This is a genomic window from Methylobacterium sp. J-026 (assembly GCF_022829585.1).
Lineage (GTDB): Bacteria > Pseudomonadota > Alphaproteobacteria > Rhizobiales > Beijerinckiaceae > Methylobacterium.
This window is the reverse complement of sequence record NZ_JAKSYC010000267.1, coordinates 33,529-56,127: the sequence shown is the minus strand read 5'-3', so window position 1 is coordinate 56,127 and position 22,599 is coordinate 33,529. Positions and strand designations below refer to the sequence as shown.

Genomic DNA, 22,599 nt, shown 5'->3' with positions numbered 1-22,599 from the left:
TGAAGCGGGCCGGTCCCGGACGCGCGTGGACGGCCGGCGTCCCCGCGCGCGACCGTTGACGGCGGCTCTGGCCCCGGCTTTGCTGCTCCTGCCGAGACCCGAAGGCGTTGAGAGCCCAGAGCCATGCCCGTCCTCGAACGGATCCGCGACTTCGCCGGCACGATGCAGGCGTGGCGGCACGACCTGCACGCCCATCCCGAACTCCTCTACGACGTCGAGCGCACGGCGGGGTTCGTGGCCGACCGCCTCCGGGCGTTCGGCTGCGACGAGGTGGTGACCGGCATCGGCCGCACCGGGGTGGTGGGCGTGATCCGCGGGCGCGGCCGGTCGTCCAACCGCGCCATCGGCCTGCGGGCCGACATGGACGCGCTGCCGATCCAGGAGGTGCGCGATCTGCCCTACCGCTCCACCGTGCCGGGCAAGATGCACGCCTGCGGCCATGACGGACACACGGCCATGCTGCTCGGGGCCGCCAAGTACCTCGCCGAGACCCGCGATTTCGACGGCGCCGCCGTGCTGATCTTCCAGCCGGCCGAGGAAGGCGGCGGCGGCGGCGACGCCATGGTCGAGGACGGGCTGATGGAGCGGTTCGGCATCGAGTCGGTCTACGGGATGCACAACATCCCCGGGATGGCGGTCGGCACCTTCGCGATCCGGCCGGGCCCGATCATGGCCTCGACCGACCGCTTCACCCTCATCATCGAGGGCCGGGGCGGCCACGCCGCGCTGCCGCAGAACGCCGTCGACAGCGTGCTGGTCGCCAGCCACGTGATCATCGCCCTGCAGAGCATCGTGTCGCGCAACCTCGACCCGTTGCAGTCGGCGGTGGTCTCGGTCTGCGCGCTCGATGCCGGGGAGGCGTTCAACGTGCTGCCGCAGACGGTGACCATGCGGGGGACGATGCGCACGCTCTCGCAGGCGGTGCGGGCGCAGATCAGGGGACGCATCGAGACGCTGGTGACGGAGGTGGCGGCGGCCTTCGGCGCCACCGGCGTCACCGAGTTCGGCAGCAGCTATCCGGTCACCGAGAACCACCCGGCCGAGACGGACTTCATGGCCGATGTCGCAGAGGCGCTGGTCGGCGGGGAGAACGTCGACCGGGCCGTGGCGCCGATGATGACCGCCGAGGACTTCTCGTACATGCTCGGCCGCCGCCCCGGCGCCTACATGTTCATCGGCAACGGCGACAGTGCCTCGCTCCATCACCCGCATTACGACTTCAACGACGCAGCCGCGCCCTACGGAGCCTCCCTGTGGGCGCGCCTGATCGAGACCGGGCTGCCGCTGACGGACTGAGCGCCGCGCCGAGCCTCGCTGGGACCGTCCCGGTCTGGCTGCGGGTGGCGGCCCTGTCGTTCGGCGGTCCCGCCGGCCAGATCGCCGTGATGCACCGGATCCTGGTGGAGGAGCGGCGCTGGATCTCCGAGCGGCGCTTCCTCCATGGGCTCGGCTTCTGCACGCTCCTGCCCGGGCCGGAGGCGCAGCAGCTCGCGACGTATATCGGCTGGCTGATGCACGGGCCGGCGGGCGGGCTCGTCGCGGGCGGCCTGTTCGTTCTGCCGGGCCTCCTCGCCCTGATGGGCCTGAGCTGGCTCTACGTGCTGTACGGCCATGTCGACGCCGTCGCCGGCCTGTTCTTCGGCTTGAAGGCGGCGGTGCTGGCGATCGTGCTCCACGCCCTCTGGCGCCTCGGAGGCCGCGCCCTGCGCCGCCGGACCGACCGGATCGTCGCGCTCGCCGCCTTCCTGGCGCTGTTCGTGCTGGCGGTGCCGTTTCCGCTGGTGGTGATCGCCGCGGGCCTCGCGGGCCTCGCCCGCCGCCGCGGTGCCGATCCGGTCGCCGCCGATCCGGGCGCCGACGAGGCCGGCTTCCGCGTCGGCGCGGCGATGCTGCCGCGGGAGCGCGTCGGCGCGGCGGACTCGCTGCGCATGGCTGCGCTGTGGCTCGCGATCTGGCTGCTGCCGGTGGCGGTGCTGCTGGTCCTGCCCGGCGTGCCGCCGGTCTTCGGGCGGGTGGCGCTGTTCTTTTCCAAGATGGCCCTCGTGACCTTCGGCGGCGCCTACGCGGCGCTCGCCTACGTCGCGCAGCAGGCGGTGGAGCAATACGGCTGGCTGAAGCCCGGCGAGATGCTCGACGGGCTCGGCCTCGCCGAGACGACCCCCGGCCCGCTGATCATGGTGCTCCAGTTCGTCGGCTTCCTGGCCGGGTTTCGCGCGCCCGGCGCCCTGCCGCCGTTGCTCGCCGGGACGCTCGCCGGGCTCCTCACCACCTGGGTCACCTTCGTGCCCTGCTTCCTCTGGATCTTCGCCGGCGCCCCGCTGATCGGGCGCCTGCGCGGCAGCCGCCGCCTCGCGGGGGCGCTCTCGGCCATCACCGCCGCGGTGGCGGGCGTGATCCTGAACCTCGCGGTCTGGTTCGGGCTGCGGACGCTGTTCCGGCAGGTCGAGACAGTGCCGCTCGGTCCGCTGCGCCTCGATTGGCCGGTGCCGGGAAGCCTCGATCCGGCGGCTCTGCTGCTGACGCTGGCGGCGATCATAGCGGTCTTCCGGTTCGGGCTCGGTACGCTGCCGGTCCTGGCGCTCTGCGCCGGCGCCGGGGTCCTCCTGCGGCAGGCGGGATTCGGCTGACGCCGCGGTCAGGCCCCGTAGCGCGCCTTGAGCAGGGCGTAGGTGAGCCGCGCGGTCTGGACCTCGCCGCCCTCCGGACGTCCGGGCTTGGCGGAGGGGTTCCAGCCATAGAGGTCGAAATGGCCGTGCGCCTTCGTGTTCGGCGCGAACCGGCGCAGGAACAGGGCCGCGGTGATCGCCCCGGCGAACGGGCCGCCGGAGACGTTGTTCAGGTCGGCGATCTTGGACTCCAGCAGGCTCGCGTAGGGGGCGTGCAGCGGCATCCGCCAGACGGGGTCGACGGCGCGCCGGCCGGCCTCGGCGACGGAACCGGCCAGGGCCTCGTCCTCGGTGAAGAAGGCCGGCAGGTCCGGCCCCAGCGCCACCCTAGCCGCGCCGGTCAGCGTCGAATAGTCGAGGAGCAGCTCCGGGCTCTCCGCCTCGGCCAGCGTCAGCGCGTCGGCGAGGATCAGCCGGCCCTCCGCGTCGGTGTTGCCGATCTCGACGCTGAGCCCGGCCCGGCTCGCCAGGACGTCGCCCGGGCGGAAAGCGTCGCCCGCCACCGCGTTCTCCACCGCGGGGATCAGCACCCGCAGGCGCACCCGGAGCCCGGCGCCCATGATCATGGCGGCGGCGGCGAGGGCGGCTGCGGCCCCGCCCATGTCCTTCTTCATCAGCAGCATCGCGGCGGACGGCTTGAGGTCGAGCCCGCCCGTGTCGAAGGCGACGCCCTTGCCCACCAGGGTCACCCGCGGCGCCGCCGCCTCGCCCCAGGTCAGGTCGATCAGCCGCGGCGCCCGGGGCGAGGCGACGCCGACCGCGTGGATCAGGGGGAACTCCCTGGCCAGCGCGTCGCCCTGCGTGACGGCGACGGAGGCGCCGTGGCGCTCCCCGAGCGCCCGGGCGGCCGCCTCGATCTCGGCGGGGCCCATGGCGTTGGCGGGCGTGTTGATCAGGTCGCGGCCGAACGCCACCGCTGCGGCGATCCGCTCCACTTCGGCCACGTCGATGCCAGCCGGCGCCGCGAGCCGCGCCTTGGTGCCCCCGCCGGACCGGTAGCGGCCGAAGCGGTAGCTCCCCATCAGCCAGGCCAGGGCGGCCTCGGCGGGCTCGGGGGCGCCCTCCAGGCGGAAGCTGCCCTCCGGCAACAGGCCGGGCAGCTTGCCGACGAGCAACCGGTCATAGGCCGCGGCCTCCGGATCGCCGAGGCCGAACAGCACCCGCGCGAGGCTTCCGTCCGGTCCAGGCAGCAGGGCGAGGCGTCCCGCCTTCGGCTCGAAGCCGGTCGCCTGCGCGAAGGTGCGCTGGGCGGGGTCCAGGGCGCCCTGCGCCGCGGCCCAGGATCCGGCGGTGATCAGGGTCACCGGCACGGCCGGCGCGTCGCCGGGCAGCAGGGCGGGCGTCGTCGCCTGGGTCTCGGCCTGGATCATGTTGCCCCTCGCGCGCCGCGGCGGGTGCGGCTTAACCGGTGGTTAGGGTTAACGCTCTATCACCGGCCGGCCGGAGGGGTGAAGCGCGGGCCAGAGCCCCCGGCCCATCCGGAGGCGGAGCGACCCATGATGACGGCCCTGTTCCGGATCGCCCGACACGAGGTTCGCGCCGGACGCCGTGCCGCCCTGGCTCTGGCCCTGGTCGGCCTCGGTCTCGCCGGCTGCAACACCTCCGGGCCCGAGACCACCGGCTCGATCGGCGCGGTCGGCAACCGCCCCGCGGCGCCGCACCAGAACCTCGAGGCCCTGGCCGAGCGCTACAACGCCGATCCCGCCGACGGCCGCGCGGCCCTCGCCTATGCCCGCGCCCTGCGGGCCAACGACCAGATCAGCCAGGCCTCGGCGGTGCTGCAGCAGGCGGCCCTGCGCAACCCGCGCGACACGTTCCTGCTCGGCGCCTACGGCAAGTCCCTGGTCGAGGTCGGGCGCTACCGGGAGGCGATCGACGTGCTCGCCAACGCCCATTCCCCGGCCGCGCCCGATTGGCGCATCCTGTCGGCGCAGGGCTCGGCCTCCGCGCAGCTCGGCGATCAGGTGCGCGCGCAGGGCTTCTACGAGGCCGCGCTCAAGATCCGGCCGAACGAGCCCTCGCTGCTGTCGAATCTCGGCCTGTCCTACGCGCTCTCGCGCAACCTCGACCAGGCCGAGCAGACCCTGCGGCTCGCCGGCGACCAGCCCGGCGCCGATGCCCGCGTGCGCGCCAATCTCGCCCTGGTGCTCGGGCTGAAGGGCCGCTTCGCCGATGCCGAGGCGGTGCTGCGCCGGGATATGACCCCCCCGGAAGCCGCCGCCAACGTCGCAGCCCTGCGCAAGCTCGCCGCGCAGCCGAACCGGTTCAAGGCGCTCACCGGCGCCGGGGTGCCGGAGCAGGGCTGAAGCCGCGGCCGACCCTGGCGGCGGTGCAGCCTGACGCGCATCTGGACGCGCGCGCCGCGTTCAGGCTCAGGGCCGGCGGTAGACCCAGACCCGCGCGGGCGGCAGGTTCAGCCAGACCCGGTTGGAGCGGTCGGCCGTGTAGCTGCCGGCCTCGCACCGGGCCGGGATCGGCGGCACCACCGCGTAGGTGAACTGCACGAAGGGCGCGCCCGGCTGCATCAGGTCGTGGGCGGTGTTGAGCAGGTCGAGCCGCTGCTCCAGAGGCTTGGTGAACAGCGGCAGGCTCGAGATCGTGGCGGCGGCCGGCTGTGCCAGCACGTCCCTGAGGCTCGCCCGCATGTCGTAGGCATCGCCCCGGATCACCGTCACGCCGGGGAAGCGGCGGGTCAGGAGGCTGCAGAAATCGGGGTTGAACTCGACCAGGATCAGGCGCTCGGGCGCGACGCCGCGCCGGATCAGCGCCTCGGTGACCGGACCGGTGCCGGGGCCGAGCTCGACCACCGGCCCGTCCCGACGGGGATCGACGTAGGACGCCATGGTGCGGGCGAGCATCTTGCCCGACGGCGTCACCGCGCCGGTGACCAGCGGGCGCTCCAGCCAGGAGCGCAGGAACCGGGCCTCGTCCTCCAGGGGGTCGCGCCGCGGCCCGAAAATCGCGCTCCGGGTGGCAGGAGCCTTCGCGGTGGGACGGCGGAGCGGCGGCAAGTCCTGGATTCCTCGAGCCCGGATGGGAATGAAAGTTCCGATAGGTCGCTGTCTTACAGTCAAGCTGGGACGGCGCCTAGGGTACGCAAGCCACGCCGGGGCCGCATGCATAACGGGCCACCGGGGTTTCGGATCCGGCCTTACGGACGAACCGCACCCCCGAAGAAGTCCCGCACCTTCGAGAAGAAGCCCGCCGATTCCGGGTGGTTCTCCGGCGAGGCCGACTGATCGAATTCCTGCAGGAGCTCGCGCTGGCGTTTGGTCAGGTTCTGCGGGGTCTCGACGAAGACCTGAATGTAGAGATCGCCGACCTCCCGGGCGCGGAGCACCGGCATGCCCTTGCCCTTGATCCGGAACTGCTTGGCGGTCTGCGTGCCCGCAGGGATCCGGACCTGGGTCTGCGTGCCATCGATCACCGGCACGGTGATCTCGCCCGCGAGGGCGGCGGTGACCATCGAGATCGGCACCCGGCAGAACAGGTCGGCGCCGTCGCGCTGGAAGAACTCGTGCTGCTTGATCGACAGGAAGACGTAGAGATCCCCCGGCGGGCCGCCGCGCAGCCCGCTCTCGCCCTCGCCGGCGAGCCGGATCCGCAGGCCGTCATCGACCCCGGCCGGCACGTTGATCGAGAGCGTGCGCTCGCGGTTGACCCGGCCCGCGCCCTGACAGGCGGTGCAGGGATCGTCCACGATCTCGCCGCGGCCGTGGCAGTTCGGGCAGGTCCGCTCAATGGCGAAGAAGCCCTGCGCGGCCCGGACCCGGCCGTAGCCCGCGCAGGTCTGGCAGGTCCGCGGCTTCGAGCCGGGCTTGGCGCCGGACCCGTCGCAGGCCTCGCAGGTGATCGAGGTCGGGATCCGGATGGTCTCGGCCTTGCCCGCGTAGGCCTCCTCCAGGGTGATCTCGAGGTTGTAGCGCAGGTCGGCCCCGCGCTCGCGGCCCGGGGCGCCCCCCCGTCCCCGGGGGGCGCCGCCGCCGCGCCCGTCGCCGAAGAAATTGTCGAAGATGTCCGACATGAAGTCGCCGAACTCGTTGCCGAATCCGGGTCCGCCGCCGCCCTGGCTGAAGGCCGCGTGGCCGAAGCGGTCGTAGGCGCCGCGCTTCTGCCCGTCGGAGAGGCACTGATAGGCCTCGTTGATCTCCTTGAACTTGATCTCGGCGTCCTTGTCGCCGGGATTGCGGTCGGGATGATAGGTCATCGCGAGCTTGCGGAAGGCGACCTTCAGTTCGCTCTCCGTGGCGGTCTTGGTGACCCCCAGGATCTCGTAATAGTCCCGTTTCGACATCCCACCCCGTCTCCGGACAATCTTGAGCGCCGCTGCGTCCCGAAGCGCCGCCCGCTTGGTCCACCGCGGCCTGGCCAGGATGCGGTCACGCGCAGGCTGACCGGACTGACGCACCGTCGCGCTCTAGCGCATCGGGCCGGATACCGGAACCGGCCCGGCGCGCTAGCTTTCAGCTCGGCATCGTCTTTTCCGAAAGCCGGCAGCTACCTCTCGGGACGATGCTCTAGCACGGGCCGGACGTCCCCCGCGGTCCGGTCCGGGCCCTCTCCGATGCTCCGCGGCGGCCGCGCGACGGCCCCAGTCAAGCAAAGGCGGGGCCGGATCGCTCCGGCCCCGCGCCTCCTTCTCGGACCCGCGCCTCACGCGCGCTTCTTCTGGTCCTTGTCGTCGACCTCCTGGAAGTCGGCGTCGATGACGTCGTCCTTCTTCTCGGCCCCATGCGCCTCGGCGCCGGCCTCGGGGCCGCCCGCTTGGTTGGCGGCGTACATGGCCTCGCCGAGCTTCATCGAGGCCTGCATCAGGTCCGTGGTCCGGGCCTTGATGGTCTCGACATCCTCGCCCTCGAGCGCGGTCTTGAGCGCGGTCATCGCGGTCTCGATCGCGCCCTTGTCGGCGGCCGGGACCTTGTCGCCGTACTCGGTGACCGACTTCTCGGTGGCGTGGACCAAGCTCTCGCCCTGGTTCTTCACCTCGACGAGTTCACGCCGCTTCTTGTCGGCCTCGGCATTGGCCTCGGCGTCCTTCACCATCCGGTCGATATCGGCATCCGAGAGGCCGCCCGAGGCCTGGATGCGGATCTGGTGCTCCTTGTTGGTCGCCTTGTCCTTGGCCGTCACGTTGACGATGCCGTTGGCGTCGATGTCGAAGGTCACCTCGATCTGCGGCATGCCGCGGGGGGCCGGCGGGATGCCAACGAGGTCGAACTGGCCGAGCAGCTTGTTGTCGGCCGCCATCTCGCGCTCGCCCTGGAAGACCCGGATCGTCACCGCGTTCTGGTTGTCCTCGGCGGTGGAGAAGGTCTGGGACTTCTTGGTCGGGATCGTGGTGTTGCGGTCGATCAGCCGGGTGAACACGCCGCCCAGCGTCTCGATGCCGAGGGACAGCGGGGTCACGTCGAGGAGCAGCACGTCCTTGACGTCGCCCTGGAGCACGCCCGCCTGCACGGCGGCACCGATGGCCACGACCTCATCCGGGTTGACGCCCTTGTGGGGCTCCTTGCCGAAGAAGGACTTCACCACCTCCTGGATCTTGGGCATGCGGATCATGCCGCCGACCAGCACCACCTCGTCGATCTCGGCGGCCGAGACACCCGCGTCCTTGAGCGCCTTGCGGCAGGGCTCGATGGTCCGCTGCACCAGATCGTCCACCAGGGACTCGAACTTCGCCCGGCTGAGCTTCAGCGCGAGGTGCTTCGGGCCGGTCTGATCGGCGGTGATGTAGGGCAGGTTGATCTCGGTCTGGGTGGCCGAGGACAACTCGATCTTGGCCTTCTCGGCGGCCTCCTTGAGGCGCTGAAGGGCGAGCTTGTCCTTGGTCAGGTCGATGCCCTGCTCCTTCTTGAACTCGGCCGTCAGGTACTCGACGATCCGGTTGTCGAAGTCCTCGCCGCCCAGGAAGGTGTCGCCGTTCGTGGACTTCACCTCGAACACGCCGTCGCCGATCTCGAGGATCGACACGTCGAAGGTGCCGCCGCCGAGGTCGTAGACCGCGATGGTGCCGGCCTTCTTCTTGTCGAGGCCGTAGGCGAGCGCCGCCGCGGTCGGCTCGTTGATGATGCGCAGCACCTCGAGGCCGGCGATCTTGCCGGCATCCTTGGTCGCCTGGCGCTGCGCGTCGTTGAAGTAGGCCGGGACTGTGATGACCGCCTGCGTGACCGGCTGGCCGAGATGCGACTCCGCGGTCTCCTTCATCTTCTGCAGCGTGAAGGCGGAGATCTGCGAGGGCGAATACTTCTTGCCGTCGGCCTCGACCCAGGCGTCGCCGTTGTCGCCGCGGGCGATCGTGTAGGGCACGAGGCCCTTGTCCTTCTGGGTCATCGGGTCGTCGTAGGTGCGGCCGACGAGACGCTTGATGGCGAAGAACGTGCGCTCGGGGTTCGTAACCGCCTGGCGCTTGGCCGGCTGGCCGACGAGCCGCTCGCCGTCATCCGTGAAGGCGACGATCGACGGCGTGGTGCGGGCGCCTTCCGAATTCTCAATGACCTTGGGCTGCGTGCCTTCCATGACGGCCACGCAGGAATTGGTGGTGCCCAGGTCGATACCGATAACTTTACCCATGGCGGGATCCCTCTTTTCGTCGCGTTCAAGCAGACCGCCGAGCCCCGAAGCAGCTCGGCCCATGGCGGTGTCCGGGAGTGATGTGAGTATGGGACCCGGGCCGGATCAAGGGCCGTGAACGGCTGAAACCCAGCGCGCAATCCCGCGTCGAGGGCGATATAAGAAGCCCGCCACGGGCTCGCAAGGCGAAGCCTCCCCGTCCGCGCCGACGGCGGGCTTCCCCGCTATCCTGCTGTATGCAAAGCTGAATCTTTCCCGATGCGGCCGTTCCGCCGGGTGGCGTGGTTGTATTTTGTTGCTTTGCTGCCACGTCCGCGCCCTCGACGGCGTGTTAACGGTTCGACAAGGGGTTGAGCGTGGCCCCGCCACTTCGTGTCCCCATCGTAGAGTCCGATGCGCCCGACCCGCAGCTTCCTGCTCCCCGTCCTGGCGCTCGCCGTCGCGGCTCCCGCCCTGCTCGCCGCCCCGCCGGCACGGGCGCAGAACTTCTTCGAGCGGCTGTTCGGCATCAAGCCCGAGCGCCCGCCGGTGCCGCCCCGGGGCCTGCCCGAGGCGCCGCCGCCGGCCCCGGCAGCCCCCGGTGAGCCGGGCCAGCCCCCGGCGGCCGAGGCGCCGCGGCCCGCACCGGTCCCGGCCCGCCCGATCGTGCTCAAGACCCCGTCCGAGGACAGCGTGCTCGGACAGGACCTCCAGCTCAACGGAACCTCCGGTTCCCTGAAGCTGGAGCGGTCGGGCAGCGCCGTCACGGCCCGGATCACCCTGCCGGGGACCAGGATCTCGCAGCCGGCCGAATCCTGCACGGTGCCGCTCGCGGGGGGCAATCCCGTCCCCCTGAGCGCCGAAGGCAAGCCCGACGGGGTGCCGCGCTTCGAGGCGGCCGGAGCGGAGTGTCCGCTGCGCTTCGACGTGACCGAGGGCGCCGTCCTGGTCTCGACGACGGGCTCGGGCCCGACCTGCACCTTCTCGGCCGCCGATTGCGCCACGACCCCGGTCGGCCTGTGGGGGCCGGCCCCCGCCACCCTGCTCCCGCGGGCCGGCGAGTTCGACACGGCCCGGGGTGTGGCCGACAAGGCGGTGCGCGACAATTACAAGCTCATGACCCAGCGCGCCCGGCGCGAGGACGTGCGGCCGATCGTGAGCGAGCAGGCGGCCTTCTCGGCCGACCGGGAGCAGTTCTGCCGCAGCTACGCCCGCGAGGGCACCCACGGCTTCTGTCATCTGCGGTTCACCGAGAACCGGGCCCTGGCGCTCGCCACCCGGCTCGGCGCCAACACGGCGGTGCCCACCGCGGCCGCGGCCCCGCGCAGGTCCCGGCCCAAGCCCGCCACGGAGCCCGCCGTCGACGGGATGAACCCGGACACGGCCGGCGGGATGCCGCCGGAATAGGGGTTCAGGCCCGGCCGGCCGTCATCGACAGCATGGCCGGGTCGATGCCGTTGGTCCGCAGGGCGCGCTCGTACTTGGCGTCGAGATTCGTGTTGAAGATCAGCTCGGGGTCGGCCGGGCAGTTGAGCCAGCCGTTGGCCATAATCTCGCTCTCGAGCTGCCCCGCCTGCCAGCCGGCATAGCCCAGAGCCAGCACGGCGCTGGCCGGCCCCTCGCCACTGGCGATGGCGCGCAGGATCTCGACGGTCGCGGTCAGGCAGATGCCGTCGTCGATGATCAGCGTCGATTGCTGGATGTGGAAATCGTCGGTGTGGAGCACGAAGCCGCGCCGCCCCTCCACGGGGCCGCCCATCAGGACCGGCATGTGCCCGACCCGCTCCCGGAGGCGGATCGCATCCGCCTCCGGGCAGACGTCGAGCTGGACCAGCAGGTCCGGCATGCTGATGTCGGTGGCCGCCTTGTTGACGATGATGCCCATCGCGCCGTCCGCCGAGTGCGCGCAGACGTAGATCACCGAGCGGGCGAAGCGCTCGTCGGCCATCCCGGGCATCGCCACGAGGAACTGGCCGTCGAGGAAGCTCGGGCCGGTGAGCGTGGACTGCACGGGCGACGCTGGGTTCGACATGCGCGTATGCTACGCGGCCCCCTCGCCTTGTCCAGCGGACAAAGCGCGCGGGATGCCGGCCGGGCAGGGCCCGAAAGACGCTGTCGAATCTGCGGGCGGACCGCTACACTGCGTCGCTCTCACGCCTGAGATCGTTCGTGAGCCTGATGACGCTGTGAACGGAGCCGCTCCGATGGCGGATGCTGCATACCCTGCTGCCTTCGACATCGAGGCCCAGCGTGCCCAAATCCAGCGGGCGCAGGAGGAGACGAACAAGTTCGTCGCCGAGCAGCACAAGCTCATGGCCGAAGCGGCCAAGCTGGCCGCGGAGCAGCTCAAGATGTCGGCTGAAGCCGCCAAGCTCGGCCGCGACCGGGCCCTAGCGCCCTGGCAGGTCGCGCTCTCGGGCATGGCCGCAGGCGCGGCCTTCTTCGGCGCCGGCGCCGCCTTCATCAAGCTCCTGGGGGCCTGACCGCAGCGGCGCAGCCCCCGTCCTCGACAGGCCCCGCCCGCCACGCTAGGTCAGGCGCGATTGTCCAGCGCGCGATCCGAGCGCGCGTCAATGAAGGGACCCGCGATGATCCAGGTCGGCGACCACCTGCCCCAGGCGACCTTCCGGGTGATTGGCCCCGAGGGCCCGATCGCCCGCACCACCGACGACGTGTTCAAGGGGCGACGCGTGGTCCTGATCGGCGTCCCGGGCGCCTTCACGCCGAGCTGCCACCGCAACCACCTGCCGGGCTTCGTCACCCACAAGGACGCGATCCTCGGCCGCGGCGTCGACGCCATCGCGGTGACGAGCGTCAACGACGTGTTCGTGCTCGACGCGTGGTCGAAGGCGAGCGGTGCCGAGGGCCTGGAGTTCCTGGCCGACGGCAACGCCGACTTCGCCAAGGCCATCGGCCTGGAGATGGACGGCACCGGCTTCGGTCTCGGGATGCGCTCGAAGCGCTACGCGATGCTGGTCGAGGACGGGATCGTACGGGTTCTGAACATCGAGGAGACGCCCTCGAAGGCCGAGATCTCCGGCGCCGAGGCCCTGCTGAAGGTGCTCTGAGCGCGGTTTTCGGGCTCGGCTTCCCGGCGGCGGCGAGCGCCGTCCCGGTCGGCTCGCCCGCGACCCTCACGCCTCCGCGAGGTCGATCGCGTCGAGTCCGTCGTGATGCAGGAGCAGCACGCCGGTCGCGGCCGCGAGCCGGCGCGCGGCCGGCGTGAAGCCGGCGTTCGAGACCACCGCGGCGCGGTCGCCCGCCCAGTAGCGCTGAGCCGCAGCTGCCTCCTGCACGGCGGCGTTGCCCACGGGCTTCGTCAGGCGCTTGCACTGGACGATCAGGCGCCGGCCGTCGCGGATCGCCACGATGTCGGCGCCCTGGTCGCCGCTCGCCGGGGTCCGGTGCGCCCGCCACCCCGCCCGGGCGAGGCGCTCGGCGCAGTAGCGCTCGTAGTCGAGGCCGTCCACCGGCGCGTCGTCCTCCTCCGGCAGGGCGATCGCGGCCGCCTCGGCCTCGACGATCGCCAGCATCCGCTCCCGCTCCGCGACGGCGAGGTCGGCGTCGCGGGCACCGATCTGCGGGATCACCGTGCGGTCGAGGAAGTAGTCGCGCTCGCGCAGCCAGCCGTCGGTGATCCAGTTGCCGTAGGCGTCGCGAAAACGCTCCTGCCGCCGCCGCAGGGCCAGGGTCTCCCCGTGCGCCCGGGCGATCCGCCGGACCCGGGCCCGGAAGCGGCGCGGCCGCCCGAGATGGCGCAGCAGCACGCAGGCCAGGGCGAGCCCCGTGGCCGCGAGGGCGGGGGCGCCGTACCAGAGCCCGAACGGACAGCCGATCACGGCCGTCCAGAACAGGCGGGCGACGGGACTGGGCTTGCCGGGCATCGGATCTCGGGGCGCGGACGGGTCACAGACCCTCGCAAGGCGCCCTTGCCCGATGCCTAACCACGGCCGGAAAGTTGTGGATGCGCGGGGGCGCCCTCAGCCCTTCCGGCGCTGGTGGCCCAGGCCCATGCTCTTGGCGAGGCTGGACCGGGCCGCGGCGTAGTTCGGCGCGACCATCGGATAGTCGGGCGCCAGCCCCCATTTCTGCCGGTACTCGTCGGGCGTCAGGTTGTAGTGCGTCCGCAGGTGGCGCTTGAGGGATTTGAACTTCTTCCCGTCCTCCAGGCAGACGATGAAGTCGGCCTGGACCGAGCGGCGGACCGAGACGGCGGGCCGCAGGTCCTCGGCCGGCGCCGACGCGGGCTGGCTGATGGAATGCAGAGCGGCGTGAACCGCGGCGATCAGCCCGGGCAGTTCCGGTGCGGGCACCGGATTGTTGCTCACGAAGGCCGACACGATGTCGACTGAAAGCGTGAGAAAATCCGTCTGCCCTTCGACCGTGGAATCCATTCCTCAAACCTCCTGGCGATCCCGGGCTCGCGCGGTCACACGACGCTAAAGATCGGAATCTGTTTCCATCCCGCCTGTTGTCGGCAGTTGAGGCGCATCTACTATTGTGATGCGACTTTTATGGCAAGAACAAATTACACATCGCCATAGCGGGCGTTCTAGCGAGGATAAAGGGTGACGGATATTTGATCTGCCTGGTGCTCGCAAGCCGGCCGGGCGGCGGAGGATCGCGCCGGGACTGTTCCGGGATAATGGGGCGTTGCCTGGGCGGCCGCGTGCGCCATCTGGTAGGATTGCGGGCACTCTGGATCCGCGTGCCCGATCCCGACGTGAGCGAGGGACACCCCATGCACGCCGGCACGACCGACCCGCGGGACCCGACCCCGTGACGGTGGTCTCGTGAGCACCTACCGGTTCGACAAGCTGCTGGCGCCCCGGTCGATCGCCCTGGTCGGCGCGATGGCGCGCGAGGGCTCCCTCGGCCGCAGCGTCCTGGATGGCCTGCGCGCCGCGGGCTTTCCCGGCGCGATCCTGCCGGTCCAGCCCGATCATGCGGAGGTCGCCGGCCTCCCCTGCGTCCCGCAGATCGCGGATCTGCCCACCATCCCCGATCTCGTCCTGATCGCGGTGCCGCCGCCGCGCGTCCCCGAGGTCGTCGCGCAGGCGGCGGCGGCCGGCGCGGGGGCGGCCGTCATCCTGACGGCCCGGCTCGGCTCCGGGCCGGACGATCCCGGGCCGACCGCGCACCGGATCGCCCGCGCGCACGGCCTGCGCCTGCTCGGCCCCGACAGTGCCGGCCTCGCCGTGCCCGGCGCCCAGCTCAACGCCAGCCTGTTCGCCCACGCGCCCGCCGCCGGCGACCTCGCCCTCGTCTCGCAATCGGGCACGGTCGCGGCCGCCATCGTCGAGTGGGGGGCCCGCCACGGGACGGGTTTCTCGGCGGTCCTCTCGCTCGGCAGCGTCCTCGATATCGGCGTGGCCGATTGCCTCGATCATTTCGCCGCCGATTACCGCACCCGCGCGATCCTGCTGTGCCTCGACCGGGTCGCGGATGCCCGCCGGTTCATGTCGGCCGCCCGCGCCGCCGCCCGGGCCAAGCCGGTTGTGGTCCTGCGCGCCGGGCGGCACGGGCGGGCGAACCGCACCGCCGAGACCCATACGGGGGCGCTGGCCAGGCCGGACGCGGTCTACGCCGCGGCCTTCCGGCGGGCCGGGCTGCTGGCGGTGCAGGACCTCGACGCGATGTTCTCCGCCGTCGAGACCCTGGGGCGCCAGCGCCCCTTCCCGGGCGACCGGCTCGCGATCCTGTCGAACGGCCGCGGCATCGGCCTTCTCGCCGCCGACCGGCTGATCGAGCGCGCGGGCATCATGGCCGGGGCCGCCGAGGCCGAGGGCCGCCCGGCCGGCAATCCCCTCGACCTCGGCATCGACGCGGCGGGACCGGCCTTCGCGGCCGCCCTCGGGCCGATCCTCGCCGACCGCACGAGTGACGCCGTGCTGGCGATCCACGTCCCCACCGTCCGCTCGAGCGCGGGCGAGGTCGCCGACGCGATCGCCGACACGGTCAAGCGCGCCCGCGCCGGCCAGACCCGCAAGAAGCCGCTCTTCGCGGTCTCCCTCGGGGATGCCGAGGCGGCGCGGGCGGCCTTCGCGCGCGCCGGCCTCCCGCATTTCGCCACCGATTCCGAGGCGATCGAAGGGTTCCTCCACCTCGTGCGCTACCGCGAGGCCCAGGACGATCTGATGCGGACGCCCGACTCGCTGCCCCGCGACTTCTCCCCCGACACGGCCCGCGCCCGCACGATCATCGCCCACTCCCTGCGCCAGGGGGCGGCGTGGCTCGATCCGATCGCGGTCAATGGCCTGCTCGAGGCCTACGGGATCCCGATCGTGCCGATCACGCTGGCCCCCGACAAGGATGCCGCGGCGGCCGCCGCCTGGCCGATCATCGCGGCCGGCGGCGCGGTCGCCCTCAAGGTCGTCTCCCCCGACATCGTGCACAAATCCGACATCGGCGGCGTGCATCTCGACCTGACCAGCGAGGCCGATGTCCGGGAGGCCGCGCGCAGCATCCTGGCCCGGGCGCGCCGGGAGCGGCCGGACGCCCGGGTGACCGGCTTCGCGGTGCAGCCCATGGTCCGCCGGGGCCAGCGCCGCGAACTCATCGCCGGGCTCGCCGAGGATCCGGTCTTCGGTCCCGTGGTGGTGTTCGGGCGGGGCGGCACGGCCGTGGAGGTGATCGACGACCGGGCCCTGGGCCTGCCGCCGCTCGACCTGACCCTCGCCCGGGATCTCATCGGCCGGACCCGGGTCGCCCGGCGCCTCGAAGCCTATCGCGACGTGCCGGCGGCCGATCTGCCGGCGATCGCCCTGACGCTGGTGAAGCTGGCGCAGCTCGCCGCCGACCTGCCGCAGGTCCGCGAACTCGACATCAACCCCCTGCTGGCCGACGAGACCGGCGTCCTGGCCCTGGACGCCCGGGTGCGGATCGGGCGCTGGGAGAAGGGGCGGCACGGGCGCGGCCATCCGCGCTTCGCGATCCGGCCCTATCCGGCGGAATGGGTGCGGACCCTCAACCTGAAGAACCGCACGATCCGCGTGCGGCCGGTGCGCCCGGAGGACGAGGGCCTGTTCCTGGCCTTCTTCCAGGGGCTCGACCCGGAGGACCTGCGCCTGCGCTTCTTCGGACCGGTGCGGGCGTTCAGCCACGCTTTCCTGGCCCGCCTCACGCAGCTCGATTATGCCCGCGCCATCGCCTTCGTCGCCACCGAGGTGGAGCCGCAGGGCGGCGAGCGCATGCTCGGCGCCGTCCGCCTGCACGCCGACGCCAACCACGAGAGCGGCGAATACGCCATCGCGGTCGGCCGCGACGCTAGGGGGACCGGCCTCGCCTTTGCGCTGATGCGCCTGATGATCGACTGGGCGCGCTCCGAGGGGATCGGCCGGGTCGAGGGTACGGTGCTGGCCGAGAACCGGCCGATGCTGGCGGTCTGCCGCCGGCTCGGGTTCACCCAAGGGCGGGACCCGGAGGATCCGGGGCTGGTGAAGGTAGTTTTAGGGTCTGGACTCGATCAGCACCAGGACGCGACGACGGCGGCCAGAGCGAGGGCTGAGGTGTCGTTGCGGGCGAGCTTGTCGTAGGGCGTGGCGATGCGACGAAAGTCTGTGAGGCGGGCGAACATCGCCTCGATGCGCCAGCGCTCCCGATAGCGGGGCCTGTCATGGGGGATCCGACGCTTGCGACTGCGTTTGCCCGGGATGACGGGCGTGACCCCACTGGTGCGGAGGTCGGTGCGCAGCCAGTCGGCATCGTAGCCCGTGTCGGCGCTGAAACGGCGGATCCGGCCCGGCGCTTCGGCTAGCACCGCTGGGGCAGTCGTCACGTCGCTGGCATTGCCCGGCGTCAGCAGGAGGACGCCGGGCCGGCCAAGGACATCGGTGCGTGCGTGGATCTTGATCGTTTGACCACCGCGCGACGGGCCGATGGCCTGCGCCCTCGCCCCCCTTTCCCGCCCTGGGCAGACCGGTGAGCCCGGACGTAGCTGCTGTCGAGAGCGGTCGCATCGCCAGCCCACCCGGGCCCGGCCAGCGCGGTCAGCATCGCCTTCCAGAAGCCGCGCCGCGACCTGCGATTGAGGCGGTTGTAGACCGTGGTGCGCGGGCCATACGCGGCCGGGCCGTCGCGCCAGCGGCAGCCCGACGTGAGAACGTGCAGGATCCCCGAGATGATCTGCCGGTCGTCGTTCCGCTCGGGTCCGGGCTGCTCCCTGGGCATGAACGGCTCGATCACTGCCCACGGCTCATCCGAGAGCCAGAACAGGTTCACCATCGTCACCTCCAGGCCGCAAACGGCCGCCTGGACTCACAAACCGACAAGCCATGCAATGGCTTGGTTCGGTTCACACCCTAGCGGACGATCCTGACGCTGAGCCCGAGATTGGCCGGCAGCCGGCTCCAGACCCGATCCGTCGTCACGGCAATCGATTGGCGTTGCTTTGCCAAAGCGAGGCAGGCTCGATCGCCGAGCGAGAGCCCGATTGACCGCGTTGGCGGGCGCAGGATCCCGGCAATCCGAGCCTGTTCGTCATCGAATGGTTCGATCGCGAGGCGGAGGACGCCAAGTGCGCGTGTGATCTGCGATTCCGATCCGCCGGCTTCAGCCAATTTGGCATAGACTTCGGACAGGTTCACCGCACCGATCACAGATTGCGGAAGAATCTCGGCAACCTGCTCGGCCCCCGTCTCCGTACGAAGCAGACAGAGCAGCGCCGAGGCGTCGAGGACGAAGGCCTCACTCACGCTCCGCCTCTGACCGGCGCTCCGCGATCAACTCGTCGGCCAAGCTCCGATCGGTCGGCGCGAAGCTGCGGACGATGGCCTGCGCCGCCCGGACTGCGGCAGACAGGGAGCGGACCCGCAGACCGTCCTCGGCCAGTTCGACCATGACGGTGTCGCCGGCCGAAAGCCCAAGCTCCCGTCGGAAATCGGCCGGGATGACGAGCGTCCCGTCAGCATCGATCTTGACCGACTGCGAAGCCATGCCGAATTCCGCATCGCGGCCCGAGACAACTCTCGCTGTCCGCGCCATCGGACGCCCGCCGCGCTGTCATATGATGCCCGATAACAGCTCAAAAAGGAAAGTCCTGCGCCGTTGCTTTGCGGTGAGGCAGACGGGTCGTCGGGACACGTCCCGGCTCAGCCAAACCTGAACGGCCGGATCGGGCTCAGCGGGGCGGCAGAGGCGCGTCTGGGTTAAGCCCCTCCGCGGCCGGCTTCGCTGCAGGTGCCCTGTTGGCCACCGGTTTGGCAGGAGCGGGCTTCGCCACGGCAGCCTTGATCGCCGCCGGCTTGACCGCCGCGGGCTTCGGCATCCCGGCAGGCTGCGCGGCCCCGGCCGGCGGGATCGCCCCCGTCGCCGCGGGCTCGGAGGCCGGCGTGTCGAGGGTGTAGATGTCGTCGCGGAAATGCGCCTTCCCGTCCGGGGTGGCGTAGCCCGTGAGGTACACGAAGGCCACCGGCACCGGCTTCACCAGCTTGATGTCGCGGCGCTCGCCGTCCGCGATGCCGGTCTCGATCTCGATCGGCCCCCAGCTCGTGCCCGGCCCGTTCGGCCCGTCGGCGCCCTGCAGCAGCCAGCCGACCAGCTCCTTGACCTGGCCGACCCGGACGCAGCCGTGGCTGTGGAAGCGTACGTTCGCGGCGAACAGCGACTTCGCCGGCGTGTCGTGCATGTAGACGGCAAAGCGGTTCGGCATGTCGATCCGCACCTGGCCCAGCGAATTGTCGAAGCCGGAATCCTGGCGCAGGGTGTAGTTGACCGCCCTCTCGCCCGCCCAGTCGATCTTGGTCGGGTCGACCTCGCCGCTCTGGCCGAGGATGCGGATGTGGTTCTTGGCGAGATACCCCGGGTTCTTACGCATCTGCGGGATGATCTCGTTCTTCACCACCGAGGCCGGCACGGTCCAGGTCGGGTTGAAGTTGATGTCGGTGATCCGCGTTTCCACCGTCGGTGTCGCCTTGTCGGGGGAGCCGACGACGGCGACGTAGCGGCGCACCACGGCGCCGTTCTCCACCGCCTCGACGGCGGCCGAGGGGATGTTGACCACGACGTAGCGCTCGCCGAACGGGAATTTCGAGCCCATCAGCCGGGCCGCGGAGGCGGCGAGCTGCCGCTGGCGCACCGGGGCGGGCACGTTCAGCGCGTTGATCGTGAGCCGGCCGAGGATGCCGCTGTCGGGCAGGCCGTGGCGGCCCTGGAAGGCCGCGACCGCCGCCACCAGCGGCGGGTCGAGGCGGTCGCTCGGGGGCGCGTCCGCCGGCAGGTCGCCGGTCAAGGTCAGGTGGTGGCGGAGCGCCGGGATCGCCGTGCTGGAGGCGCCGGGCGCTAGGCGCGCGAGGTCGTCGGGCAGCCGCTCCCATCCGCCGGCCTCCGCGAAGGCGGCGTAGCGCTCGGCCGCCCGGAGGGTGTCGAGGAAGGTGCGCGCGGTCAGCGTCGGGCTCGGATCGGTGGAGACTCGGGCGTAGACGAGGGGTGCAGGCTCGCGCGACGCCTTGGCGATGTCCGGCTTGGCCGGGATCGGCTTCAGTGCGGCGGCCGCGGCCTCCGGGGGCTTCGCCTCCGGGGCCCTCGTGTCGGGCGCCCTGGCGTCCGGGCCCTTCGCCTCCTGACCCTTCGCCTCCTGGCCCTTCGCCGCACCGGCCTCCGGACCCGAGGGCGAGGCGGAGACCGGGACGGCAGCCGGCGGGACCGGCGCGGTGGTGTTCGGGCCGACGGCCGGTGCAGCCGCCTGGGACCCCTCCGCCCGCGCATCGCCCGGGACGCCGAGCAGGGCCAGTAGCGACAGGCCCGCACCGAGGGCGGCGCGCGGGCGGGCGCGGCGGCGGAGTTGGACCGGGACCATACGCGACACTCCCGAGGGCGCCCGGAGGGGCGCGGTCGGGGCGGATGGTAGGCGTGCGTGGTTACCAATCCCCTCCGTGTCCGGGCCCGGCCCGCGGCGGCGATTCACCAATCCGCGATGTGGTCATCGGCTCCGGTGCCTGTGCGGATGTCGCTGGGAACGAATATGCCGCTTACTGCTCTGCCACGGTCGTCCCTGCGGCGAAGGAGGAGCCGCCCGTCATGCCGGAACCCGGAATTGACGCGACCCGGAAAATCCCGGACGCGATGCCCTACCTGCCGCAGCTCGACGGGGTGCGGGCGCTCGCCATCCTGATCGTGTTCGCGGCCCATTGCGGCTACAGCCACGTCGTCCCCGGGGGCTTCGGCGTCACGGTCTTCTTCTTCCTCAGCGGCTACCTGATCACCACCCTGCTGCGGATCGAGCGCGCGCGGACCGGCGCGGTGTCGCTGTCCGCCTTCTACCTCCGGCGCAGCCTGCGCATCCTGCCGCCGATGTACCTGACCCTGCTGGTTGCCGGCGCGCTCTACGCCCTCGGACTGCTCGACTGGATGGCGGTCGAGCCGGCGGCGATCCTCGGGCAGGCGACGTTCCTGACGAACTATCCCGGCCTGTTCGGCACCGAGGCGGTGCTGCCCGTGCCCCTGTGGAGCCTCGCCATCGAGGAGCATTTCTACCTCGCCTTCCCCCTGGCCTACTCCCTGTGGCTCGGGCGCCTGCCGCCGCGCCGGGCGGCTCTGGCCTGCCTGGCCGTCTGCGGGGTGGTGCTGGCGATCCGGTGCCTCAACGTCTGGCGGCTCCCGGATTACAGCCTGAACTACAGCTGGACCCACACCCGCATCGACGCGATCCTGTTCGGCTGCTGTCTCGGCCTGTGGCACAACCCGGTGATCCCGGCCGATCGCGCCTGGCGCCCGCGGGCCTGGCACGCGGCGGCGAGCCTCGCGGTGATCCTCGCGACCCTGGCGGCGCGCGCGCCCGCGTTCCGCGAGACCCTGCGCTACACCCTGCAGAGCGCGGCCCTGTTCGTGCCCTTCGCCTATTTGCTGCACGGGGAGGGGCCCCTGGTGCGCCTGCTCGCCAGCCGGCCGATGCGCCAGCTCGGGCTCTGGTCCTACGGCTTCTATCTCGCCCACATGGCCGTGGTGGCGCTGGTGCTGCACCTGCGGCCCGGGCTGCACGGCGTCGGGCTGATGCTCGCGGCCTTCCCGCCGACCCTGCTCTGGTGCTGGGCCCTGTACCGGTTCGTCGAGCGCCCCTGCGCGCGCCTGCGCCGCCGGCTCCTGGCGGACCGGCCGCCCGAACCGGTCCTCGCCGACGGGGGCCGAACCGGGATCACGCCCGCCTGAGCCTGTCCCGCGCCGCCGTGTGATCCGGCGCCCCCGCGAAGGCGGCCTTCATCGCGTGCCACAGGGGCTTGCGCCGGAACTGCGCGTCCAGCGGCAGGGCCCGCTGGGGCAGGCCGTCCGGCCGCTTCCGGTAGGGATGGTCGTTCAGCCACGTGTCCGGGTCGTAGATGTCCCAGGTCACGACATCGAGCAGGGCCGGCTCGTCCAGCGCCACGTCGAGGTAGCGGCGCGCATAGTCGGCGACCATCCGGTCGCGGGTCGCCACGTCCGACGGGAAGGCCCGGTCGTCGATGTCGAGCTCTGTGATCGCGATCCCGAGCCCCATCTGGCCGATCTCCCGCAGGAAGCGCCGGAGCTGGCCCTGGTCGATCGGGATCGTGCTGGTGAGGTGCGATTGCAGGCCGAACCGCCGGATCGGCACGCCGCGGCCGCGCATCGCCTCCAGCCGGCGCAGGACCTTGGTGCGCTTGGCCTCCATCCAGGGCGCGCCCTGCTCCACCGCGTCCTCGTTCCAGGTGCCGGCCGCCGCCGGGTCGGTCTCGTGTAGGATCCGGAAGGCGAGGTCGACGTAGCCGGGGCCGATCGAGGCGAGCCAGGGCGAGTCGCGCAGGCCCCCGCCGCGGTCGGGATCGGCCTCGTTGCCAAGAATCTCGTTGACCACGTCCCAGGCGACGATCTGCCCGCGGTAATGCCCCGCCACGGTCTCGATCCAGCGCCGCATGAAATCCTCGCCCTGGGCGGCGGTGGCCCGCCCCAGGAGCGGGCCGACCCAGGGCGGGAGCGCCGCGTGCCAGACCAGGGTGTGGCCGCGCATGCGCTGGCCGTTGCTCCGGGCGAAGCGCAGGATCGCGTCGCCCCGGGCGAAGTCGGTCTTGCCTGGGGCGGGCAGGACCTCCTCCATCTTCATCTCGGTGCCGCAGACCAGGATCCCGCATTCCCGCGCCACCGCTTGGCGGTAGGCGGGGCTGGCGTCGAAGCGGTGGAACGGCACCTCGCAGCCGTAGAGCAGGCCCTTGGCGGCGGCCGCGGCCTGGAGGCTGTCGCCCGACCAGGACGGCGTGCCGAGGGGGCCGAACCCGCCGGGGGCGCCCCGGGCCGCCGTGGCGAGGCCGGTACAGGCCGCCCCGGCGAGAACGGACCGGCGGCTCGGACGAATCGGCATGCCGGTCCTCTGGATCCTGGGCACAAGGCGGAGGGCGATCGCCGCCGGGCGGGGATGCCCCTCACCCCCATCAGACCA

At 71.8% G+C, this 22,599-nt stretch carries 20 protein-coding genes; 8 read left to right on the top strand and 12 right to left on the bottom strand.

Translation table 11 applies throughout. The features are described from left to right. Nucleotides 1-123 precede the first annotated feature (123 nt). On the top strand, nt 124-1,296 hold the full coding sequence (locus MKK69_RS22605) for a M20 aminoacylase family protein (RefSeq protein ID WP_243971649.1): 1,173 nt from the start codon (nt 124-126) through the stop codon (nt 1,294-1,296). Next, on the top strand, nt 1,254-2,627 hold the full coding sequence (chrA, locus tag MKK69_RS22600; RefSeq protein ID WP_243971647.1) for a chromate efflux transporter: 1,374 nt from the start codon (nt 1,254-1,256) through the stop codon (nt 2,625-2,627). Before MKK69_RS22605 ends, chrA begins: the two co-directional genes overlap by 43 nt. An 8-nt stretch (nt 2,628-2,635) precedes the next feature. Here chrA and MKK69_RS22595 read toward each other — a convergent pair whose 3' ends face one another. Then, nucleotides 2,636-4,036: a leucyl aminopeptidase family protein gene (locus MKK69_RS22595; RefSeq protein WP_243971645.1), complete on the bottom strand. Its 1,401-nt coding sequence runs from the start codon at nt 4,034-4,036 to the stop codon at nt 2,636-2,638. A gap of 126 nt (nt 4,037-4,162) precedes the next feature. On the opposite strand from MKK69_RS22595, the gene MKK69_RS22590 reads away from it, so the two are divergent. Then, nucleotides 4,163-4,972: a CDC27 family protein gene (locus tag MKK69_RS22590; RefSeq protein WP_243971643.1), complete on the top strand. Its 810-nt coding sequence runs from the start codon at nt 4,163-4,165 to the stop codon at nt 4,970-4,972. Nucleotides 4,973-5,038: 66 nt separating this feature from the next. On the opposite strand, the gene MKK69_RS22585 is transcribed toward MKK69_RS22590, so the two are convergent. The 3 genes from MKK69_RS22585 to dnaK form a co-directional block, all read right to left on the bottom strand. After that, on the bottom strand, nt 5,039-5,677 hold the full coding sequence (locus tag MKK69_RS22585) for a class I SAM-dependent methyltransferase (RefSeq protein ID WP_243971641.1): 639 nt from the start codon (nt 5,675-5,677) through the stop codon (nt 5,039-5,041). Between the two features lie 140 nt (nt 5,678-5,817). Further along, entirely contained in the window at nt 5,818-6,960 is a 1,143-nt protein-coding gene (gene dnaJ / locus MKK69_RS22580) for a molecular chaperone DnaJ (protein WP_243971639.1), read from the bottom strand. A 359-nt stretch (nt 6,961-7,319) separates the two neighbouring features. Beyond that, on the bottom strand, nt 7,320-9,236 hold the full coding sequence (gene dnaK / locus MKK69_RS22575) for a molecular chaperone DnaK (RefSeq protein ID WP_243971636.1): 1,917 nt from the start codon (nt 9,234-9,236) through the stop codon (nt 7,320-7,322). A 393-nt stretch (nt 9,237-9,629) separates the two neighbouring features. Between dnaK and MKK69_RS22570 the strand changes: the two genes are divergently transcribed. Beyond that, on the top strand, nt 9,630-10,622 hold the full coding sequence (locus tag MKK69_RS22570; protein WP_243971635.1) for a hypothetical protein: 993 nt from the start codon (nt 9,630-9,632) through the stop codon (nt 10,620-10,622). A gap of 4 nt (nt 10,623-10,626) precedes the next feature. Here the strand turns inward: MKK69_RS22570 and MKK69_RS22565 are convergent, their stop codons facing one another. Continuing rightward, nucleotides 10,627-11,247: a YqgE/AlgH family protein gene (locus MKK69_RS22565; protein ID WP_243971633.1), complete on the bottom strand. Its 621-nt coding sequence runs from the start codon at nt 11,245-11,247 to the stop codon at nt 10,627-10,629. Between the two features lie 172 nt (nt 11,248-11,419). Here MKK69_RS22565 and MKK69_RS22560 point away from each other — a divergent pair, with 172 nt between their 5' ends. Next, the gene (locus MKK69_RS22560) at nt 11,420-11,698 is read left to right on the top strand and encodes a hypothetical protein (RefSeq protein ID WP_243971631.1); all 279 of its coding nucleotides are present in this window, start codon (nt 11,420-11,422) and stop codon (nt 11,696-11,698) included. Nucleotides 11,699-11,803: 105 nt separating this feature from the next. Next, nucleotides 11,804-12,283 carry a peroxiredoxin gene (locus tag MKK69_RS22555; protein ID WP_243971698.1) on the top strand — a complete coding sequence of 160 codons (480 nt, stop codon included), beginning with the start codon at nt 11,804-11,806 and terminating at the stop codon, nt 12,281-12,283. A 66-nt stretch (nt 12,284-12,349) separates the two neighbouring features. Here the strand turns inward: MKK69_RS22555 and MKK69_RS22550 are convergent, their stop codons facing one another. Together MKK69_RS22550 and MKK69_RS22545 are read right to left on the bottom strand one after the other, a co-directional pair. After that, nucleotides 12,350-13,099: a restriction endonuclease gene (locus MKK69_RS22550; protein ID WP_243971630.1), complete on the bottom strand. Its 750-nt coding sequence runs from the start codon at nt 13,097-13,099 to the stop codon at nt 12,350-12,352. 96 nt (nt 13,100-13,195) lie between these two features. Then, nucleotides 13,196-13,609 (bottom strand): MucR family transcriptional regulator, encoded by a 414-nt coding sequence (locus MKK69_RS22545; RefSeq protein ID WP_243971628.1) that lies wholly within the window; start codon nt 13,607-13,609, stop codon nt 13,196-13,198. A 399-nt stretch (nt 13,610-14,008) separates the two neighbouring features. On the opposite strand from MKK69_RS22545, the gene MKK69_RS22540 reads away from it, so the two are divergent. Next, on the top strand, nt 14,009-16,750 hold the full coding sequence (locus tag MKK69_RS22540; protein WP_243971626.1) for a bifunctional acetate--CoA ligase family protein/GNAT family N-acetyltransferase: 2,742 nt from the start codon (nt 14,009-14,011) through the stop codon (nt 16,748-16,750). Here the strand turns inward: MKK69_RS22540 and MKK69_RS22535 are convergent. The 4 genes from MKK69_RS22535 to MKK69_RS22520 all read right to left on the bottom strand — a co-directional run bounded on the left by MKK69_RS22535 (nt 16,681) and on the right by MKK69_RS22520 (nt 20,010). Then, nucleotides 16,681-17,438 (bottom strand): IS5 family transposase gene (locus MKK69_RS22535; RefSeq protein WP_243971624.1). Its coding sequence is split into 2 segments (ribosomal slippage): nt 16,681-17,108 and nt 17,108-17,438, totalling 759 coding nucleotides; the frame shifts between segments, so codons are not numbered across the junction. The genes MKK69_RS22540 and MKK69_RS22535 overlap by 70 nt on opposite strands. 77 nt (nt 17,439-17,515) lie before the next feature. Next, entirely contained in the window at nt 17,516-17,908 is a 393-nt protein-coding gene (locus tag MKK69_RS22530) for a type II toxin-antitoxin system VapC family toxin (protein ID WP_243971622.1), read from the bottom strand. Then, the gene (locus MKK69_RS22525; RefSeq protein ID WP_243971620.1) at nt 17,901-18,149 is read right to left on the bottom strand and encodes an AbrB/MazE/SpoVT family DNA-binding domain-containing protein; all 249 of its coding nucleotides are present in this window, start codon (nt 18,147-18,149) and stop codon (nt 17,901-17,903) included. Before MKK69_RS22525 ends, MKK69_RS22530 begins: the two co-directional genes overlap by 8 nt. A gap of 184 nt (nt 18,150-18,333) precedes the next feature. After that, the gene (locus MKK69_RS22520) at nt 18,334-20,010 is read right to left on the bottom strand and encodes a L,D-transpeptidase family protein (RefSeq protein WP_243971618.1); all 1,677 of its coding nucleotides are present in this window, start codon (nt 20,008-20,010) and stop codon (nt 18,334-18,336) included. A gap of 221 nt (nt 20,011-20,231) precedes the next feature. Between MKK69_RS22520 and MKK69_RS22515 the strand changes: the two genes are divergently transcribed. Next, nucleotides 20,232-21,359: an acyltransferase family protein gene (locus tag MKK69_RS22515; RefSeq protein WP_243971616.1), complete on the top strand. Its 1,128-nt coding sequence runs from the start codon at nt 20,232-20,234 to the stop codon at nt 21,357-21,359. Here MKK69_RS22515 and MKK69_RS22510 read toward each other — a convergent pair. Next, on the bottom strand, nt 21,346-22,521 hold the full coding sequence (locus MKK69_RS22510) for an endo-1,4-beta-xylanase (protein ID WP_243971614.1): 1,176 nt from the start codon (nt 22,519-22,521) through the stop codon (nt 21,346-21,348). The genes MKK69_RS22515 and MKK69_RS22510 overlap by 14 nt on opposite strands. Nucleotides 22,522-22,599 lie beyond the last annotated feature (78 nt).

Coding starts and splice junctions, on each gene's coding strand:
- MKK69_RS22595 (WP_243971645.1), bottom strand. CDS start 4,036: ATGATCCAGGCCGAGACCCAGGCGACGACGCCCGCCCTGCTGCCCGGC.
- MKK69_RS22570 (WP_243971635.1), top strand. CDS start 9,630: ATGCGCCCGACCCGCAGCTTCCTGCTCCCCGTCCTGGCGCTCGCCGTC.
- MKK69_RS22590 (WP_243971643.1), top strand. CDS start 4,163: ATGATGACGGCCCTGTTCCGGATCGCCCGACACGAGGTTCGCGCCGGA.
- MKK69_RS22560 (WP_243971631.1), top strand. CDS start 11,420: ATGGCGGATGCTGCATACCCTGCTGCCTTCGACATCGAGGCCCAGCGT.
- MKK69_RS22515 (WP_243971616.1), top strand. CDS start 20,232: ATGCCGGAACCCGGAATTGACGCGACCCGGAAAATCCCGGACGCGATG.
- MKK69_RS22510 (WP_243971614.1), bottom strand. CDS start 22,521: ATGCCGATTCGTCCGAGCCGCCGGTCCGTTCTCGCCGGGGCGGCCTGT.
- MKK69_RS22550 (WP_243971630.1), bottom strand. CDS start 13,099: ATGCCCGGCAAGCCCAGTCCCGTCGCCCGCCTGTTCTGGACGGCCGTG.
- dnaK (WP_243971636.1), bottom strand. CDS start 9,236: ATGGGTAAAGTTATCGGTATCGACCTGGGCACCACCAATTCCTGCGTG.
- MKK69_RS22520 (WP_243971618.1), bottom strand. CDS start 20,010: ATGGTCCCGGTCCAACTCCGCCGCCGCGCCCGCCCGCGCGCCGCCCTC.
- MKK69_RS22525 (WP_243971620.1), bottom strand. CDS start 18,149: ATGGCTTCGCAGTCGGTCAAGATCGATGCTGACGGGACGCTCGTCATC.
- MKK69_RS22545 (WP_243971628.1), bottom strand. CDS start 13,609: ATGGATTCCACGGTCGAAGGGCAGACGGATTTTCTCACGCTTTCAGTC.
- MKK69_RS22565 (WP_243971633.1), bottom strand. CDS start 11,247: ATGTCGAACCCAGCGTCGCCCGTGCAGTCCACGCTCACCGGCCCGAGC.
- MKK69_RS22555 (WP_243971698.1), top strand. CDS start 11,804: ATGATCCAGGTCGGCGACCACCTGCCCCAGGCGACCTTCCGGGTGATT.
- dnaJ (WP_243971639.1), bottom strand. CDS start 6,960: ATGTCGAAACGGGACTATTACGAGATCCTGGGGGTCACCAAGACCGCC.
- MKK69_RS22605 (WP_243971649.1), top strand. CDS start 124: ATGCCCGTCCTCGAACGGATCCGCGACTTCGCCGGCACGATGCAGGCG.